Here is a 16,423-nt window from a genome sequence, read left to right as displayed (position 1 = left end):
GCCGTTGCTTGGCAGGACGGCGGCTGGGTCGACTGAGGTGCTGATGGTGTTCCAAGCCTATTTCTATTTGCAGGAGATACCAAGATGACCAAGTTTGAAGCGACAACCAAGGCGTCAGCCGAAAAAGCCAAAACACGGGCCCCACAGCCTAGAAGTTTTCGAAACTTGTATAATCCGCCGGTGCCTACTAACACAGAACCGAATATCCCCGGGGGGCAAATTAATTTACTACGAACACCGAAAATTCCAGAAGGGCTCAAGGTGGATATTCCGGCTTTCTCTACCGTGGGGCCGCCAAATTCGATCGATACGGTAACCGTTTATATTAACGAAAGGCCGGTTTATTCCTTTGAGAAACCTGTGCCCCATGCAGACTCGAACCCCACTCCCGTGCTGCTACAAGACCCGGTGCTTGAGTCGCACGGTGAGAAAATTGTCTATTTTGAAGTCGTCAACTCCAGAAACCCCAATAAGGGGACTTCGCAGAGTCTTAGGGTAACAGTAGACAGGCTCAATCCGACTCATGGTGGTTTCCCGGACGCCATCATTCTTCCGCTGGATCTGGAGGAGGCTACGGTGACGCCCGAGTATCTGGAAGCTCACGACAATAAGTTAGTGTTGCAGATTCCAGACTACCTTGACCCGCAAGTGGGTGATTATTGGGCAATCCTCTTTGGCGATGAGCAGTCCCAACCCAATAAGGGCGGGGTGGTCAGCGAAAGACCTATCATTGTAGAGATGACAAAGGACGAGCTGCTCCTTGCCGGGCCTGGCCTCAAACGGGTGACCTATATACTGGAGGACCGGGCCGGCAATCCGACTAGCCTGGCGTACCGCCAGCCAGTGTTCGTCATCCTTGAGCCAACACCCATCGACTTGCTGGCACCCAGGGTGGATGCTGCGCCCATTGATATTGTCGAAGCACGTGAGGGGGTGCTGATCGAGGTGGATGAGTATACCAATGCGGCGTCGAATGACGAAGTGCGCGTTTACTGGAATGAAATTTATGTGGGTCGGGTCTTGCTGCCGCCCACGCCTAACTGGCCTTTACCGTTCACCGCACCGTGGGCAGTTATCTCCAGTGGCGTCGAAGGGACCGCGCATACGGCCCAGGTGCGCTATGAAGTCATCCGTAGCAAGACCTATCACTCCCTGGTACTGGACGTGGAGGTAGACCTGAAGTTGATTGGGCCGCCTAACCCAGGCGAGCCCGATCCGGCCAACCCGGTGCTTGATGTTCCACTCCTGACCTCGTCGACGGGTGAGCTGAATCTTTTGCGCCCAGAGGATGCAGGCCAGCCTGCCGACGTCAGTTTTACCCTTTATGGTCCTGCGCAGATGGGGGAGGTTATTCGGCTTTACTATGGACCGGAAAACCTGTTGGTGGCCACTTACACAGTGCGGAGCACAGACAATCCCGGTGACCTGATCGAGTTGCAAATCAGCTGGGACGATATTGCCACGGTTGGCAATGGAACAGACATTCCGCTGTTCTACAAGATTTTTGCCAATGCCACTACCACCAATTTTCAGTCGTCGGGTAGTCAGTTGGTGGATGTCAGTGCCACTCCATTGGTAGAGGTCAACGAGCCAACGTTAGTCGTGGTACATTCACACGCTATTGCTTGCGTGGACACGCCGTGGAATGGGGTAACTGTCAAGATTGTTGATGCTCAAAATCTTCAAGTAGACGACACCGTTACGGTGCACTGGATAGGTCTGGAAGGCTTTGTCGATAGGGTACCTGTCGAATCGACGCGTTCTTCGTTTTCACGGCAGGTGCTTAATCAGAACGAAGTTGATACTGGGGTAAACCTTACTATCCCGTGGGTTCCCTGCATGGAGCCGCTGCGCAGCGGATATGTCGAGTTATATTGGATTCAGGAACGTGGTGGCCAGGATATTGGCCGTTCTCCAGTGAAATCTTACGATTACTATGGCGAAGAGGGGACCGGGCTTTGCCCAGGAAGGCCATAAGCTGAGTGTTTGATAATGAATGAGGCCGAGCAATGCTCGGCTTCATTTTATCTATATGGGCGCGACACTGCCTGTTGATTACGCCTACTTCTTATGAGGAATATTCCTACATAAGATTCTGTCAGAAGTTTCTATTCTGCGCTCCGAACAAACGGGGCTTGAACTAGTTGGCTCTGTTTAATCCGGAACTGAATAGTCTCAATGCTGCGGAGTAGAATCTCATGACCAAACCAAGCATCTTCAAACCCTCGGCGCTTTCGTGCGCCTTGCAGGCAGCCCTTGTCGCACCTTTGGTGATCGCATCGGCTCAGGCCCTGGCTATCACCAAGGTTGTCGAAAGCAACCAGACCTTTACCGCTACCTCGGGGACGCCGTCCTACAACTATCGCGTATTGGAAAATGCCACTCTGAATGTCCAGGGTGCGCGGACCGAGCACATTCAAGTGCGCAAGGGCCAACTGAACATCGAGGGTGGCACCGTCACTGCCGTCGGCTCGAACAACGCTGTTGCCCTGGTGAGCAGTACCGCCCGTATCGCCAACGCACGTATCGATAGCGCCCAGGGCAACGGCCTGACGGTTGGCCGATTGCTCGATGGTTCGGCGACCGGGTCCGAGGTCCAGGTCCAGAGCAGCGAAATCAACGGTGGCCGATTCGGTGCAACCCTCAGCGCCTATAGCAATCTGTCGCTCAAAGACTCGAGCCTGACCGGTGCTACGGCTGATGGTCTGTTGATGATCGGCGGCCAGGCCCAGGCGCACAACAGCGTGATCAAGGGCGCCGAGAGCGGTGTGCGTTTGTCTCATGAATACTATGGCTCTGAAGCCAACGAGCAGGCGCCGACTTTGCTGCTGGACAACAGCAAAGTGATCGGGGAAGCAGGGCCGGCCCTGGTGGTGGATTCTGCAACCACCGCCCGTATCGACGTACTCAATGGTTCGAGCCTGGAAGGCGCCAATGGCACCCTGCTTGAGCTCAAGAACGGTGGTTCGGCAGAGATGCAGATTGGCCGCAGCGACCTGGTCGGCAATATTCAGGTAGGCGATGGCAGCACTGCGCAACTGACCCTGAGCAATGCCAGCCTGGAAGGTGATGTGATTGTCGCCACTGGCGGCGCGGCGCAACTGAGCCTGAACGATCAATCGCTGTTCAAGGGGCGCCTGGAAAACGTCGACGCACTGGCGCTCAACGGCGACAGTACCTGGGCGCTGGTGGGTGACAGCCAGGTTGAACAATTGAGCCTGCAGGGCGGCCATGTGCAGTTTGGCGAGCCTGGCCAGTTCTATCGCCTGGACCTGGGAGAGCTGTCTGGCAACGGCACCTTTCATATGTCGGCTGACTTCGCCACTGGCGAAGGCGACCTGCTCAATGTCAGCGGTCAGGCCAACGGTCAGCACACCCTCGCCATCAGTGCCAGTGGTCACGACCCGGCCGCTGTCGAGCGGATCACCGTGGTCACTACCGGCGGCGGCGATGCCGAGTTCAGCCTGGTGAACGGTCCTGTCGACCTGGGCGCGTTTTCCTATGACCTGACCAAGGAAGGCAACGACTGGCACCTGGACACCGAGAAGAAAGTCATCAGCCCCGGCACCCGTTCGGTCCTGGCGCTGTTCAATACCGCACCGACCGTGTGGTATGGCGAGCTGTCGTCGCTGCGCACCCGCATGGGCGAGTTGCGCTACAACGAAGGTAAAAGCGGCGCCTGGGGCCGTGCCTATGGCAGCAAGTACAACGTTGCCGAGTCGTCTGGCACCGCCTACAAGCAAACCCAGCAGGGCTTCACCCTGGGTGCCGATGCCCAGGTGGGCGACAGCCAGTGGCTGGTGGGTGTGCTGGCCGGTCATAGCAAGTCCGACCTGGACCTGAGCCGCGGTACTACCGGTACGGTCGACAGCTACTACGCCGGTGCCTACACCACCTGGCTGGACCAGGACAGCGGTTACTACTTTGACGCGGTGGCCAAGGTCAACCGCTTCGACAACAAGTCCAAGGTGGCCATGAGCGACGGCAGCCAGGCCAAGGGCAACTACAAGACCAACGGCGTCGGTGCGTCGGCCGAGTTCGGTCGTCACATCAAGCTCGATGACGGCTACTTCGTTGAACCTTTCGCCCAAGTGTCGGCAGTGAGCATCCAGGGTGCATCCTACGACCTGGACAGCGGCCTGAAGGCTGAAGGTGACCGCACCATGTCGGTACTCGGCAAGGCCGGTGCCACGGTAGGTCGCAACTTTGATCTTGGCGAGGGGCGCTTTGCCCAGCCGTACCTGCGCGCTGCCGCGGTGCACGAGTTCGCCAAGAACAACCAGGTCAAGGTCAACGACAACGTGTTCAACAACGACCTGTCCGGCTCGCGTGCCGAGGTCGGTGCCGGTATTGCCGTGTCGCTGTCCGAGCGCCTGCAGTTGCATGCCGATATCGATTACAGCAACGGCGACAAGATCGAAAAGCCGTTCGGTGCCAACGTCGGCGTGCGTTTCACCTGGTAAGCGCGTAACTGAAAAGAGGACGCCTTGGCTTCCTCTTTTTTTGTTTCAGTCGCAGCGTTTGTCCCAGTGCCTGAATAACGGTTCGGCCAGAAACAGCACGAACAGCAAACGCATCACCTGTAGCGCCGTGACCAGTGGCACCGACAGTTGCAGGGTTTCGGCGGTCAGGCTCATTTCGGCGATGCCGCCGGGCATCATGCCCAGGGTCAGCGAGCGCAGGTCGAGGTTGGTCATGACACTGAGCACACCCGCCGCAAGGCCTGCGATCAACATGGTCAGCGCCGTGGCAATCAAGGTGCGGCCGAGAAACGACGGTGCCCGGCGAAAGAACGCGCGGTTGAAGTGACAACCCAGACCGCTGCCGATCAGCCATTGGCCGATCTGGCTGGCGCCATCGGGCAGGGCCACCTGCAGGTTGGCGCTGACACTGGCCACCGCCGCCACCAGCAACGGCCCGAACAGCCACGGGTTGGGTTGTTTCAAACGCTGCCAGCCCAGGGCCAGCAACACCCCCAGCGGGCAGATCACAACCAGCCAGCCCCAGTGCACGCTCCCGGCGTGGGTCAGCGGCACGCCATTGCCGAGCAAAAACTTGAACAGCGCCGGCACACACAGCACCACCGCCAGCACCCGCAAACTCTGCGCTGCCGCCACCTGGCTGAGCACCGCACCGTTACGGGCGCCGAGGTTGACCATCTCCCCGGAGCCACCGGGCATGCTGGAAAAGAACGCTGTGGCCCGGTCTTCGCCAGTACGGCGCAGCAACCACACCCCGACCACACTGGAAACACTGGTGATCAGCGCCCCGCAGAAAATCAGGCCGAAGTTGCTCGCCACCTGCTCGACCACCGCCGGGGTGAAGTGCAGGCCGATCCCGATACCGATGATCCACTGCCCGCATTTGCGCCCGCCGGGGATCTCGCTCAATTGCCAGGGCGTCAGGCAACGCACGAGGATGATCGCCAGCAACGAGCCGACCATCCACGGCAGCGGCCAGCCGACCCTGCTGGCGAGGTAACCGCCGGCCAGGCCGACCAGGCCGGTGGCCCAGTACAGTTTCAAGCGGCCATCAGACATCGGCCAGGGCACGACGCTGAAGGCTGCGCTTGCGCCAGATGCGCAGCAGCGGCAAAAGCATCATGGCGATGGTCAGGCCCCACACGCTCATGCTGATCGGGCTCGACCAGAGGATGTCCAGGGCACCATTGGAAATCGACAGCGCGCGGCGCAGGTTCTGCTCCATCAGCCCGCCGAGGATGAAGCCCAGCAAGATTGGCGACAGCGGGAAGTCCAGCTTGCGCAGGATGTAACCGAAGATACCGATGCCGATCATCAGGAACAGGTCGAAGGTGGTGGCATGCACCGCGTACACACCGATCGCGGTGATGATCGCGATCACCGGCACCAGCGCCCAGTTCGGCACGGCGAGGATGCGGGTGAAGATGCGGATCATCGGGATGTTGAGGATCACCAGCATGATGTTGGCGATGAACAACGACGCGATCAGGCCCCAGACGATGTCCGGTTGCTGGGCGAACAGCATCGGCCCCGGGGTGATGTTGTACAGGGTCAGGGCGCCGATCATCACGGCGGTGGTGCCCGAGCCGGGTACGCCGAGGGTCAGCATTGGCACCAGGGCGCCGCAGCAGGAGGCGCCGATGGCGGTTTCCGGTGCGGCCAGGCCGCGCTTGTCGCCCTTGCCGAAGGTGCCGCTGGCACCGGCGATGCGCTTTTCGGTCATGTAGGCCACGGCGCTGGCCAGGGTTGCGCCGGCACCGGGCAGCACGCCCATGATGAAACCGAGCAGGCCGCAGCGAATGTTGACGACGAATACCGAGGCCGCTTCCTTGAAGTTGAACAGCATGCGCCCGGTGGCTTTCACCGCTTCGTGGCCATGGTGGGTTTTTTCCAGCAGCAGGAGAATCTCGCTGATGGAGAACAGCCCCAGCACCAGCACCACGAACTGAATGCCATCGGCCAGGTGCACGCTGTCACCGGTGAAGCGGTACACGCCGCTGTTGGCGTCGATGCCGACACTGGAAAGAAACAGCCCGATCAGCGCGGCGATGAAGGTCTTCAACGGCCGGTCGCCGGCCATGCCACCCAGGCAGACAATGGCGAACACCATCAGCACGAAATACTCCGCCGGGCCGAAGGCAATCGCCCATTTCGCCAATAGCGGCGCGAACAGCACCATGCCGCAGGTAGCGATAAAGGCGCCGATGAACGAACTCCAGGCCGACAGCGACAGCGCCACCCCGGCCAGGCCCTGGCGGGCCATGGGGTAGCCGTCGAGGGTAGTCATGACCGTCGACGCTTCACCGGGGATATTGAGCAGGATCGAGCTGATCCGCCCGCCGTATTCGCACCCCAGGTACACCGCTGCCAGCAAAATCAACGCCGACTCCGGCGGCAGGCCGAGAGCGAAGGCAATCGGGATCAGCAGCGCCACGCCGTTGATCGGGCCCAGGCCCGGCAGCAGGCCGACCACGGTGCCGATCAGAGTGCCGGCGAGGGCGGTAACCAGGTTGTAGGGGCTCAGGGCGACGCCGAAGCCCTGGCCGAGATAACCAAGCGTATCCATGTCAGTTCTCCAGAACGTCGAGCAGGCCGAGGGGCAGGGGCACATCCATCACACGGTCGAACAGCCAGTACAGGGCGATGCTCATCAGGCCGATGATCACCACGCTGGGCAACCAGCGCCCGCCATACAGGCGCGCCATCGGCACGCCGATGAGGATGCTGCTGACAATGAAGCCCAGTGGCTCGAAGGTGGCGGCAAAGACCAGCAGCAAGGCGACGCAGAGGCCGATCTTGTTCAGGGTTTCGCGGTCCAGTTCGGGTTCGTCGTCCTTGTGCACGATCGGCGTGGGACGAAAGGCCAGGTACAGCAGGCCGGCGGCCATCAGGCCGAGCATCAGCAAGGGATAGGCACGTGGCCCGACCGGTTCGTAGGAAAAGGCTGCCTGGTAGGGCCAGGCCATGACGGCCAGGGCGGCGCACAGCGCCAGCAAAAACAGGGCGAAGAGACGTTGCAGGATCATTGCGGAATCCTCTTTTCGCGGGGCAAGTGGGAGCGGGCTTGCCCCGCGATGCGTTCGAAAGGGGAGAGGCTTATTGAATCAAGCCAAATTCCTTGGCCAGGGCCTTGTAGTCAGCCACCTGCTTCTTGACGTAGGTGTCCAGCTCGACACCGGTCATGGCGAAGGGGAACAGCTCGCGCTGATCGCGCAGCTTGGCGAACTCTTCGGAGGCCAGCAGCTTGTCGAACGAGGCTTTCCACCAGTCGTACTCTTCATCGGTGACTTTCGGCCCGAGGTAGAAACCGCGCACCACCGGCCAGACGATGTCGTAGCCTTGTTCCTTGGCGGTGGGGATGTCCTTCATTTCCGGCTCGTCCAGGCGGGTTTCGGCGAACACTGCAAGCAGGCGCATGTCACCGCTCTGGATGTGCGGCATGGAGTCGGAGATGTCGGTACTGCCGACCTGAATGTGCCCGCCGAGCAGCGCCGTGGCGATTTCGCCGCCGCCTTCCAGGGCCACGTAGCGCAGGTCGCGCGGGTTGATCCCGGCGGCCTTGGCGATCAGCGCGGTCTGCATCCAGTCCTGGCTGCCGACGGTGCCGCCGGAGCCGATCACCACCTTGCTCGGGTCTTTTTTCAGCGCCGCGACCAGGTCGTCGAGGGTCTTGTAGGGCGAATCGCTTTTCACGGCAATGGCACCATAGCTGGTGCCTACCGCCGCCAGCCAGCGCACGGCGTTTTCATCGAAACGGCCGAACTTGCCCTGGGCCAGGTTCAGCAACGAACCACTGGACCAGGCCACCAGGGTGCCGGCATCGGCCGGACGCTGGGCGACCACCGCGTTATAGGCCACCGCGCCGACACCGCCGGGCATGTAGGTGACGCGCATCGGTTTGCTGAGGATCTTTTCGTTGACCAGGGCGCTTTGCACCAGTTTGCAGGTCAGGTCGAAACCGCCGCCGGGCGAAGCCGGGGCGATGCATTCAGGGCGTTTCGGTTCGCCCGCCAGAACGTTGCCGGCCAGCAGCAGGCAACCGGTGGCGAGGGCAATGCGGCGCAGTGAAAAAGTCATCGTGTCTCTCCGTGAACGTTATTGTTATCAGGGATTACCACAGCGCAAGGCTGTAACTCACCAGCAGTCGCACTTCGTCGGCATCGCGGGCGAAGTTGGAGCGGAAGGTGGCGTTGCGCAGGCGCACGGCGACGTTTTTCAGGGCGCCACTTTGCACCACGTACTTGAACTCGGTGTTGCGTTCCCACTCCTTGCCCTCGCCACCATCGGCCAGGCTGACATTATCGCCGCTGATGTAGCGGCTCATGAAGGTCAGGCCGGGGATGCCGAGCTTGCTGAAGTCGTAGTCGTAACGGGCTTGCCAGGAGCGCTCGTCGGCGCCGGCGAAGTCGTTGATCTGTACGAAGTTGACCAGGTACGGGTCGGCGCCATCGACATAGGGTAAGGCGGTGTCGCCGGACAGGTGCTGGTAGCCGGCGCTGAGCTTGTGGCCGTTCAGGCCGTAGCTGAGCATGCCGTTGAGCGCGGTGTTGTCGATGTTGCCACCGCGGGCCTGGCCCTGGTCGTCACTGAAGGCCATGCGCAGGTCGGCGCCGAAGGTGCCCGGGCCCCACGGCTGGGAGGCGATCAGGCCGACGAAGTGCTGGCGGTAGACGTCATCGAGCTGGGCCCAGTGGTAGCTGCCGGTAATCTTGTCGGTGAACCTGTAGTCCAGGCCGGCCATGTCGAAATGGTTGCCGGCGACGGTGCCAAGAAATCGGCTGTTCTTGTTGTTGAGGGCGATGTCCTCGTTGTTGGTGCTGTCGCGGTCGCGGGCTTTTTCCAGGCGCCCGCCGGTAAAAGTCAGGTTTTTGATCTCGCCCGAGGTCAGCAGGCCGCCCTCGAAGGTCTGCGGCAGGATGCGCCCGTCGTTGGGCTGCAGGGTCGGCAGCTCCGGGATCAGCGTGCCGATCTTGAGTTCGGTCGCGGAAATCTTCACCTTGCCGGTCAGGCCGAGTTTGGAATACTCGTCGGCGGCGCGGCCATCGTCGTGGGTTGGCAGCAGGCCGGTGCCGGTGCGGTCGGGGCTTGAGTCGAGCTTGATACCGAGCATCCCCAGGGCATCCAGGCCGAAGCCTACAGTGCCGTCGGTATAACCTGACTCGAAATTGAGCATGAAGCCCTGGGCCCATTCGTCACGCTTGGATTGCTGGGCGCTGGTGCCATCGCGAAAGTCGCGGTTGAAGTACATGTTGCGGGTTTCGAAGCTCGCCTTGCTGTCATCGAAGAAGGCGGCCTGGCTCAACGGGGCGACGCCGGCAAGGGCGAGGGCGCTGGCAACTGCGGTCTGGCGGGAAGGTAGACGTCGGGTAGGCGCGTACGCCTGCGGCTGCATGGACAGCATCGTGGAGTGACTCCGTTATTGTTCTTATTAGTTCGGACCTTGGGTCCGGTTTTACGGCAAGCAGAGTGAGCCGTGAGAGGATGCTAGGGCGTGAACCTTTCGCTAACCTTTCAGCAGCTTTTGATTGCGCCGAAGGCTTCACAGGCGGGCTGTCGGCTGTACACTCCGCGCCATTGAACGCGACGCAAAGGGGAGAAATCGATGCGTGTGCTGCTCGTCGAAGACCATCTGCAACTGGCCGAAAGCGTGGCCCAGGCCCTGAAAAGCACCGGCCTGACCGTGGATGTGCTGCATGATGGCGTGGCCGCCGACCTGGCCCTGGCCAGCGAGGAATACGCCGTGGCGGTGCTCGATGTCGGCCTGCCGCGGATGGACGGATTCGAGGTGCTGGCGCGCCTGCGGGCCCGCGGCAAGACCGTGCCGGTGCTGATGCTGACCGCGCGCAGCGACGTCAAGGACCGGGTCCATGGCCTGAACCTGGGCGCCGACGATTACCTGGCCAAGCCGTTCGAGCTGACCGAGCTTGAGGCGCGGGTCAAGGCCCTGCTGCGCCGTAGCGTGCTCGGTGGAGAGCGCCAGCAGCGCTGCGGGCCACTGGTTTACGACCTCGATACCCGGCGCTTCACCCTCGGCGAAGAACTGCTGACCCTGACCTCCCGCGAGCAGGCGGTGCTCGAAGCACTGATTGCGCGGCCCGGGCGGGTGATGAGCAAGGAGCAACTGGCCGCCCAGGTGTTCGGCCTGGACGAAGAAGCCAGCGCCGATGCTATCGAAATCTACGTGCACCGCCTGCGCAAGAAACTCGACGGCCATGCCGTGGCGATCGTCACCTTCAGGGGGCTCGGCTACCTGCTCGAGCACAAAGATGCGTAACAGCGACAGCCTGCGCGGGCGACTGCTGTGGAACCTGGCAATTCTGCTGGTGGTGCTGATGCTGGCCAGCGGCCTGAGCGCTTACTGGAACGGCCGTGAAGCCGCCGACACCGCCTACGATCGCACCTTGCTGGCCTCGGCACGGACCATCGCCGCGGGCCTGTCGCAACGCGACGGCACCCTCAGCGCCGATGTGCCCTACGTGGCCCTGGACACTTTCGCCTACGACAGCGCCGGGCGAATCTACTACCAGGTCAACGATATTCACCAGCGCTTGATCTCCGGCTACGAAAACCTCCCGGCGCCGCCGCCCAATACCCCGCGCACCGACGATTACCCGGCCCTGGCGCGCTTTTACAACGCCCGTTACCTGGGCCAGGACGTGCGCGTGGTCAGCCTGCTCAAGGCGGTCAGCGAGCCGAACATGAACGGCATGGCCGAAATCCGCGTGGCCGAAACCGAAGAGGCGCGGGTGCGCATGGCCCGCAGCCTGATGGCCGATACCCTGCTGCGCCTGGGTATGCTCGCCCTCGGCGCGCTGATGCTGGTGTGGTTTGCCGTCAGCGCCGCCCTGCGCCCGCTGGAGCGCTTGCGCAGCGCTGTGGAGGAGCGCCAGCCCGATGACCTGCGGGCCTTGCCGGTGGTCCAGGTGCAGCGCGAGCTGAGCCCGCTGGTGCGCGCCCTGAACCACTTTACCGAACGCTTGCGCGGCCAGTTCGAGCGCCAGGCACAGTTTATCGCCGAGGCCGCCCATGAACTGCGCACGCCGCTGGCAGCGCTAAAGGCGCGGGTCGAACTGGGCTTGCGCTCCAACGAGCCGCAAGTCTGGCGCGAAACCCTTGAGGCCGCCGCGCAAGGCACCGATCGCCTGACCCACCTGGCCAACCAGTTGCTGTCGCTGGCGCGGGTCGAAAACGGCGCCCGGGCGATTGCCGAAGGCGGCGCGCAATTGCTCGACCTCAGCCAATTGGCCCGTGAGCTGGGCATGGCCATGGCGCCGCTGGCCCATGCGCGTGGCGTCGCCCTGGCGCTGGAGACCGAGGGGCCGGTGTGGGTGCGCGGCGAGCCGACGCTGCTCAATGAGCTGCTGAGCAACCTGGTCGATAACGCCATGGCGTATACGCCCAAGGGGGGCGATGTGATTCTGCGCGTGGTTGAGCCGGGCATTCTCGAAGTCGAAGACGACGGCCCGGGGATTCCTGAAAGCGAGCGCGAAAAGGTCTTCGAGCGCTTCTACCGGCGCGGCGCCCAGGGCACTGGCCTGGGCCTGGCGATTGTCGGCGAGATCTGCCGCGCGCACCTGGCGCAGATCAGCCTGCACGATGGTGAGCGTGGCGGCTTGAAGGTGCGGGTCAGCTTCAGCGCTGACTAGCGGAACATCGCCTTGGCATTTAGCAGGTCGCTGGCCTGCAGCTCAGTGCCGGTGGGCAGGCCAAGGTGGCGGTAGGCGGGCAGGGCGGCCAGCGGTCGCTCCTTGCTGTTGCTGCTGAGTACCTGGGCGATCTGCACAATATCGACGTAGTCGACCTTGTCGGTGCCGCGATCCAGGTCCTGGATCAGCCCGGGCAGGTGCACCAGTTGCTCGGGGAACTCCCAGACGCTGAGGATCTTGTCGCCCAGTGCCGGGTGAATCTGTTCGATTACATAGTTCAGGCTGACCGGGTCGGAGAGCAGCTCGTTGTGCTCTTCGGCATACAGCAGGATCGGCAGCGCGCCAATCTGATGAACCAGGCCAGCGAGGGCTGCCTGGTCCGGCTTGAGCTGGGTGAATCGCAGGCACAGCTCATAGCTGATGCCAGCCACTTCGAGGCTTTTTGACCAGATCTCGCGCATTTTTTGCTCAACCACATCCGAGCGGGCATGGAAGATCTGCTCGATCACCAGGCCGATCGCCAGGTTGCAGCTGTAGTTGATGCCCAGGCGGGTGATGGCCGTTTGCAGGTCGGTGACCTCGGTGGCGGCGCGCAGCAAGGGGCTGTTGACCACCTTGATCAGGCGCGCCGACAACGCTGCATCGCGACCGATCACCTTGCTCAGGGTACTGACGCTGATCTCGCTGTCTTCGGCGGCTTCGCGAATGCTCAAGGCCACTTCCGGCAGGGTCGGCAGCACCAGGTCATCGTTGTCGATGGCGCTCAGCAGGTGGGCCTGGATCATCTCGGCCATCTTGTTCATGGTGATTCTCTACCGCAATTGACGAGTGCCCCGCCCGTGCAGGGCGGGCGCAGGCTCAGCGCTGGATTTCGCGATCGCGGTCCAGTTCGTAAGGAAGCGTCAGCAGCTCCAGGCGCGGACCTTCGGCGCTGCCCAGGTGCAGGTTGTTGTCGGCAACCGCGTCGGCGGTCAGCACGGCCAGCAGTTCGCAGCCCTGTTCACTGCGGGCCGCCAGTACCACTTCACCAACGGAGGAGTTGTGGGTGGGCGAGAACACTTCGGTACCGGGCTGCGGCAGGTCACCCTCGGCCAGGGCCAGGCGGTATTGGCGACGCTTGAGCTTGCCCAGGTACTGCATGCGCGCGACGATTTCCTGGCCGGTGTAGCAGCCTTTCTTGAAGCTCACGCCACCCACGGCCTGCAGGTTGATCATCTGCGGAATGAACAGCTCGCGGGTTTGCAGCATGACCTGGCCGATTCCGGCGCGGATCTGTCCGAGCAGCCAGTCGTTGAGCCCGGCCTCGGCCAACTGCGCCGCCAGTTGCGCTTGCACCGCCAGGGCCTGCTCGGCAGGTACCCATAGCTCGATGCGCCCAGCCGATACGGCAATGGCGACCAAGCCGTTGTGACGGGTGACCGCGTCAGTCTGCACCGGCACTTCCAGGCCCAGGGCCGGCAGCGCGGCTGCACCGTCGTGCAGGCCGAAACGCACCCAGGCAGCGCTGTCGTCGGTCAGCTTGGCCTTGGAGAACACTGCGTACTTTTTAAGGTCGGCCAGTTGCGGTTCGAGCAGTTCGCGGGTCATCGCCAGCAAGTAGCCATCGCCCTCGGAGAGGATGCGAAAGCTCGACTGCATGCGGCCCTTGACCATGCAGCGGGCGCCGAGGCTGGCGGTATGCTCGTTGAGGTAACTGATGTTGCAGGTCAGCTGGCCTTGCAGGAACTTGCCGGCGTCCGAGCCGCGGACGGCGAGAACGCCTTCGTGGGAAAGGGTGCAGAAAAAAGCGGAATCGGCCATGGTTTATCGCAAGGTGATAGGACTGGGGCCCATGATAGAGCGCTGTCGGCAAAATAGGTAGTTGAGTACAGGCCTCTGTCATTATTTGCTCACATGTCCGGACCAACGTCGCGTGTCCCTCGGGCGCTGGCTCTGTATACTGGCGGCCTATTTTTGGAGGGCTTCATGGTCGAACAAATTGAACTCAACAAGCTCTTTTGGCACAGCCGCCGTGGCATGCTCGAGCTGGACGTGTTGCTGGTTCCTTTCAGCCAGGACGTTTTTCCAACCCTGAGCCCGGAAGACCGGGAACTGTACTGGCGCTTGCTCGGCTGCGAAGACCAGGACATGTTCGGCTGGTTCATGGAGCGCAGCGAGTCCGAAGACCCGGAGCTGCAACGCATGGTTCGCATCATCCTGGACCGTGTCCAGCCCAAGTGAGCGTTTCGAATGTCGCTGGCAGGGCTCAAGGGCACTGTTGGCGGCATACCTGGCCAGCCTGCTGCTGGCCTTGCTGGCCCTGAGCCTGCTGCAGGTGCCCCTGTGGTTGCGCCTGGCGGCCATTGCCTTGTGCCTGCTGCATGGCGCCTGGGTCATTCCCCGGTGCATCCTGCTGACCCACCCCAACGCCATTACCGCCCTGCGCCGCGATGCCCACGGCTGGCAGTTGTTCAGCCGCGCCCAGGGCTGGCAGGCGGTGCAGCTCAAGCCCGACAGCCTGGCCTTGCCCGGATGCGTGGTATTGCGCTTTCGCCGGGCCGGGCGGCGTTTCAACGAGGGCCAGTGCATCGCCTTCGACGCGCTGGAGCCGGTGCAGCACCGGCGCCTGCGTTTGCGCCTGAAATTCAGTCGGCGTAGGTGGGCGGCTGCAGGATAGTGTCGCGGGCCTCTGTGAGCATGCCCGGGTAATCCAGGGTGTAGTGCAGGCCGCGGCTTTCCTTGCGTTGCATGGCCGAGCGGATCATCAGTTCGGCGACCTGGGCAAGGTTCCTCAACTCAATCAGGTCGCGGCTGACTTTGTAGTTGCTGTAAAACTCGTCGATCTCATCGAGCAGCAGACGCACCCGGTGTTCGGCGCGCTGCAGGCGCTTGTTGGTGCGCACGATACCGACGTAGTCCCACATGAAGCGCCGCAGTTCGTCCCAGTTGTGCGCGATGATCACGTCTTCGTCCGAATCGGTCACCTGGCTGGCATCCCAGCACGGCAGCGCCCGGGGCATTGCGGTCTGGTCCAGGCGAGCGACGATGTCGTTGGCCGCTGAACGCCCGTAGACGAAACATTCGAGCAGCGAGTTGCTGGCCATGCGGTTGGCGCCGTGCAGGCCGGTAAAACTGGTTTCGCCGATGGCGTACAGGCCCGGCACGTCGGTCAGGCCTTGTTCATCGACCATCACCCCGCCGCAGGTGTAATGGGCGGCCGGTACTACCGGGATCGGCTGGCGGGTGATATCGATGCCAAAGCCCAGGCAGCGCTCGTAAACGGTGGGGAAGTGGCTTTTGACGAATTCGGCCGGCTTGTGGCTGATGTCCAGGTAGACGCAGTCCACCCCCAGGCGCTTCATTTCATGGTCGATGGCGCGGGCGACGATGTCGCGCGGGGCCAGTTCTTCGCGCGGGTCGAAGCGCGGCATGAAACGCTCGCCATTGGGCAGCTTGAGCAGGCCGCCTTCGCCGCGCAGGGCTTCGGTGATCAAAAAGCTCTTGGCCTGCGGGTGGTACAGGCAAGTCGGGTGGAACTGGTTGAACTCAAGGTTGGCCACCCGGCAACCGGCGCGCCAGGCCATGGCAATGCCGTCGCCACAGGCGCCGTCGGGGTTGCTGGTGTAGAGGTAGACCTTGGCTGCGCCGCCGGTGGCGAGCACGGTAAAGCGCGCGCCGAAGGTGTCGACTTCGCCGCTGGTGCGGTCCAGCACATACGCCCCCAGGCAGCGATCGCCGTCCAGGCCCAGGCGCCGTTCGGTAATCAGGTCGACCGCTACTCGCTGTTCCAGCAGCTCGATGTTCGGCCGCAGCCGCGCTTGCGCCAGCAGGGTGGTGAAGATCGCCGCGCCGGTGGCATCAGCGGCGTGGATGATGCGCCGATGGCTGTGGCCGCCTTCGCGGGTCAGGTGGAACTCGAAGCCGCTTTCTTCATCGCCGGCGTGTTCGTCGCGGGTAAAGGGCACGCCCTGGTCAATCAGCCACTGGATCGCTTCGCGGCTATGCTCAACGGTGAAGCGCACGGCGTCTTCGTGACACAGGCCGCCACCGGCATTGAGGGTGTCTTCGACGTGGGACTGCACCGTGTCGGTGTCGTCCAGCACCGCGGCCACGCCGCCCTGGGCCCAGAAGGTCGAGCCATTGGCGAGGTCGCCCTTGCTGAGCACGGCGACGCGCAGGTGACCGGGGAGGGTCAGGGCCAGGCTGAGGCCGGCGGCGCCGCTGCCGATCACGAGAACATCATGTTGGAATTGTTGGCTCATGTCAGGACACTAGTATCTGAAGGGGGGGATCGGCACAATAGTCAGGCGCTTATGG

General features: G+C 62.4%; 14 protein-coding genes. 6 read left to right on the top strand and 8 right to left on the bottom strand.

Going from position 1 to position 16,423, the window contains the following annotated elements:
* The first annotated feature begins 84 nt into the window (after nt 1–84).
* Together ACZ9A3_RS18165 and ACZ9A3_RS18160 are read left to right on the top strand one after the other, a co-directional pair.
* Nucleotides 85–1,977, top strand: a complete 1,893-nt coding sequence (locus tag ACZ9A3_RS18165; RefSeq protein WP_476252976.1) for a hypothetical protein — start codon at nt 85–87, stop codon at nt 1,975–1,977.
* A gap of 221 nt (nt 1,978–2,198) precedes the next feature.
* A complete protein-coding gene (locus tag ACZ9A3_RS18160) occupies nt 2,199–4,463 on the top strand; it encodes an autotransporter outer membrane beta-barrel domain-containing protein (RefSeq protein WP_476252975.1) in 2,265 nt (754 codons plus the stop codon).
* Between the two features lie 45 nt (nt 4,464–4,508).
* On the opposite strand, the gene ACZ9A3_RS18155 is transcribed toward ACZ9A3_RS18160, so the two are convergent.
* From ACZ9A3_RS18155 to ACZ9A3_RS18135, 5 genes are all read right to left on the bottom strand, one after another.
* Nucleotides 4,509–5,540: an AbrB family transcriptional regulator gene (locus ACZ9A3_RS18155; protein WP_093380044.1), complete on the bottom strand. Its 1,032-nt coding sequence runs from the start codon at nt 5,538–5,540 to the stop codon at nt 4,509–4,511.
* Nucleotides 5,533–7,047: a tripartite tricarboxylate transporter permease gene (locus tag ACZ9A3_RS18150; RefSeq protein WP_045197603.1), complete on the bottom strand. Its 1,515-nt coding sequence runs from the start codon at nt 7,045–7,047 to the stop codon at nt 5,533–5,535. Before ACZ9A3_RS18150 ends, ACZ9A3_RS18155 begins: the two co-directional genes overlap by 8 nt.
* A gap of 1 nt (nt 7,048) precedes the next feature.
* Nucleotides 7,049–7,507, bottom strand: a complete 459-nt coding sequence (locus ACZ9A3_RS18145; RefSeq protein ID WP_045197606.1) for a tripartite tricarboxylate transporter TctB family protein — start codon at nt 7,505–7,507, stop codon at nt 7,049–7,051.
* A gap of 70 nt (nt 7,508–7,577) precedes the next feature.
* Nucleotides 7,578–8,558, bottom strand: a complete 981-nt coding sequence (locus tag ACZ9A3_RS18140) for a Bug family tripartite tricarboxylate transporter substrate binding protein (protein WP_045197609.1) — start codon at nt 8,556–8,558, stop codon at nt 7,578–7,580.
* A gap of 34 nt (nt 8,559–8,592) precedes the next feature.
* Nucleotides 8,593–9,882, bottom strand: a complete 1,290-nt coding sequence (locus ACZ9A3_RS18135; RefSeq protein WP_476252974.1) for an OprD family porin — start codon at nt 9,880–9,882, stop codon at nt 8,593–8,595.
* A 201-nt stretch (nt 9,883–10,083) separates the two neighbouring features.
* On the opposite strand from ACZ9A3_RS18135, the gene ACZ9A3_RS18130 reads away from it, so the two are divergent.
* On the top strand, nt 10,084–10,755 hold the full coding sequence (locus ACZ9A3_RS18130) for a response regulator (RefSeq protein WP_045197613.1): 672 nt from the start codon (nt 10,084–10,086) through the stop codon (nt 10,753–10,755).
* Complete coding sequence (locus tag ACZ9A3_RS18125) at nt 10,748–12,127, top strand: sensor histidine kinase (protein WP_045197615.1); 1,380 nt, start codon at nt 10,748–10,750, stop codon at nt 12,125–12,127. The genes ACZ9A3_RS18130 and ACZ9A3_RS18125 overlap by 8 nt, the downstream gene beginning before the upstream one ends.
* Here the strand turns inward: ACZ9A3_RS18125 and ACZ9A3_RS18120 are convergent.
* Both ACZ9A3_RS18120 and ygfZ read right to left on the bottom strand, forming a co-directional pair.
* Nucleotides 12,124–12,930 carry an HDOD domain-containing protein gene (locus ACZ9A3_RS18120; RefSeq protein WP_045197617.1) on the bottom strand — a complete coding sequence of 269 codons (807 nt, stop codon included), beginning with the start codon at nt 12,928–12,930 and terminating at the stop codon, nt 12,124–12,126. The genes ACZ9A3_RS18125 and ACZ9A3_RS18120 overlap by 4 nt on opposite strands.
* A 55-nt stretch (nt 12,931–12,985) precedes the next feature.
* Nucleotides 12,986–13,927 (bottom strand): CAF17-like 4Fe-4S cluster assembly/insertion protein YgfZ, encoded by a 942-nt coding sequence (gene ygfZ / locus ACZ9A3_RS18115; protein WP_476252973.1) that lies wholly within the window; start codon nt 13,925–13,927, stop codon nt 12,986–12,988.
* Nucleotides 13,928–14,092: 165 nt separating this feature from the next.
* Here ygfZ and ACZ9A3_RS18110 point away from each other — a divergent pair, with 165 nt between their 5' ends.
* Together ACZ9A3_RS18110 and ACZ9A3_RS18105 are read left to right on the top strand one after the other, a co-directional pair.
* Entirely contained in the window at nt 14,093–14,347 is a 255-nt protein-coding gene (locus ACZ9A3_RS18110; RefSeq protein WP_045185642.1) for an FAD assembly factor SdhE, read from the top strand.
* On the top strand, nt 14,331–14,783 hold the full coding sequence (locus ACZ9A3_RS18105) for a protein YgfX (protein WP_093380053.1): 453 nt from the start codon (nt 14,331–14,333) through the stop codon (nt 14,781–14,783). The genes ACZ9A3_RS18110 and ACZ9A3_RS18105 overlap by 17 nt, the downstream gene beginning before the upstream one ends.
* On the opposite strand, the gene nadB is transcribed toward ACZ9A3_RS18105, so the two are convergent.
* Nucleotides 14,752–16,368, bottom strand: a complete 1,617-nt coding sequence (gene nadB, locus ACZ9A3_RS18100) for an L-aspartate oxidase (protein ID WP_045197623.1) — start codon at nt 16,366–16,368, stop codon at nt 14,752–14,754. The genes ACZ9A3_RS18105 and nadB overlap by 32 nt on opposite strands.
* Nucleotides 16,369–16,423 lie beyond the last annotated feature (55 nt).

The organism is Pseudomonas sp. TE4620, assembly GCF_056279045.1.
Note: the sequence above shows the minus strand (reverse complement) of the source record. Positions and strands in the feature narration are given on the sequence as shown.

Coding starts and splice junctions, on each gene's coding strand:
- ACZ9A3_RS18155 (WP_093380044.1), bottom strand. CDS start 5,540: ATGTCTGATGGCCGCTTGAAACTGTACTGGGCCACCGGCCTGGTCGGC.
- nadB (WP_045197623.1), bottom strand. CDS start 16,368: ATGAGCCAACAATTCCAACATGATGTTCTCGTGATCGGCAGCGGCGCC.
- ACZ9A3_RS18135 (WP_476252974.1), bottom strand. CDS start 9,882: ATGCTGTCCATGCAGCCGCAGGCGTACGCGCCTACCCGACGTCTACCT.
- ACZ9A3_RS18160 (WP_476252975.1), top strand. CDS start 2,199: ATGACCAAACCAAGCATCTTCAAACCCTCGGCGCTTTCGTGCGCCTTG.
- ACZ9A3_RS18120 (WP_045197617.1), bottom strand. CDS start 12,930: ATGAACAAGATGGCCGAGATGATCCAGGCCCACCTGCTGAGCGCCATC.
- ACZ9A3_RS18165 (WP_476252976.1), top strand. CDS start 85: ATGACCAAGTTTGAAGCGACAACCAAGGCGTCAGCCGAAAAAGCCAAA.
- ACZ9A3_RS18145 (WP_045197606.1), bottom strand. CDS start 7,507: ATGATCCTGCAACGTCTCTTCGCCCTGTTTTTGCTGGCGCTGTGCGCC.
- ACZ9A3_RS18110 (WP_045185642.1), top strand. CDS start 14,093: ATGGTCGAACAAATTGAACTCAACAAGCTCTTTTGGCACAGCCGCCGT.
- ACZ9A3_RS18150 (WP_045197603.1), bottom strand. CDS start 7,047: ATGGATACGCTTGGTTATCTCGGCCAGGGCTTCGGCGTCGCCCTGAGC.
- ACZ9A3_RS18130 (WP_045197613.1), top strand. CDS start 10,084: ATGCGTGTGCTGCTCGTCGAAGACCATCTGCAACTGGCCGAAAGCGTG.
- ACZ9A3_RS18140 (WP_045197609.1), bottom strand. CDS start 8,558: ATGACTTTTTCACTGCGCCGCATTGCCCTCGCCACCGGTTGCCTGCTG.
- ACZ9A3_RS18125 (WP_045197615.1), top strand. CDS start 10,748: ATGCGTAACAGCGACAGCCTGCGCGGGCGACTGCTGTGGAACCTGGCA.
- ygfZ (WP_476252973.1), bottom strand. CDS start 13,927: ATGGCCGATTCCGCTTTTTTCTGCACCCTTTCCCACGAAGGCGTTCTC.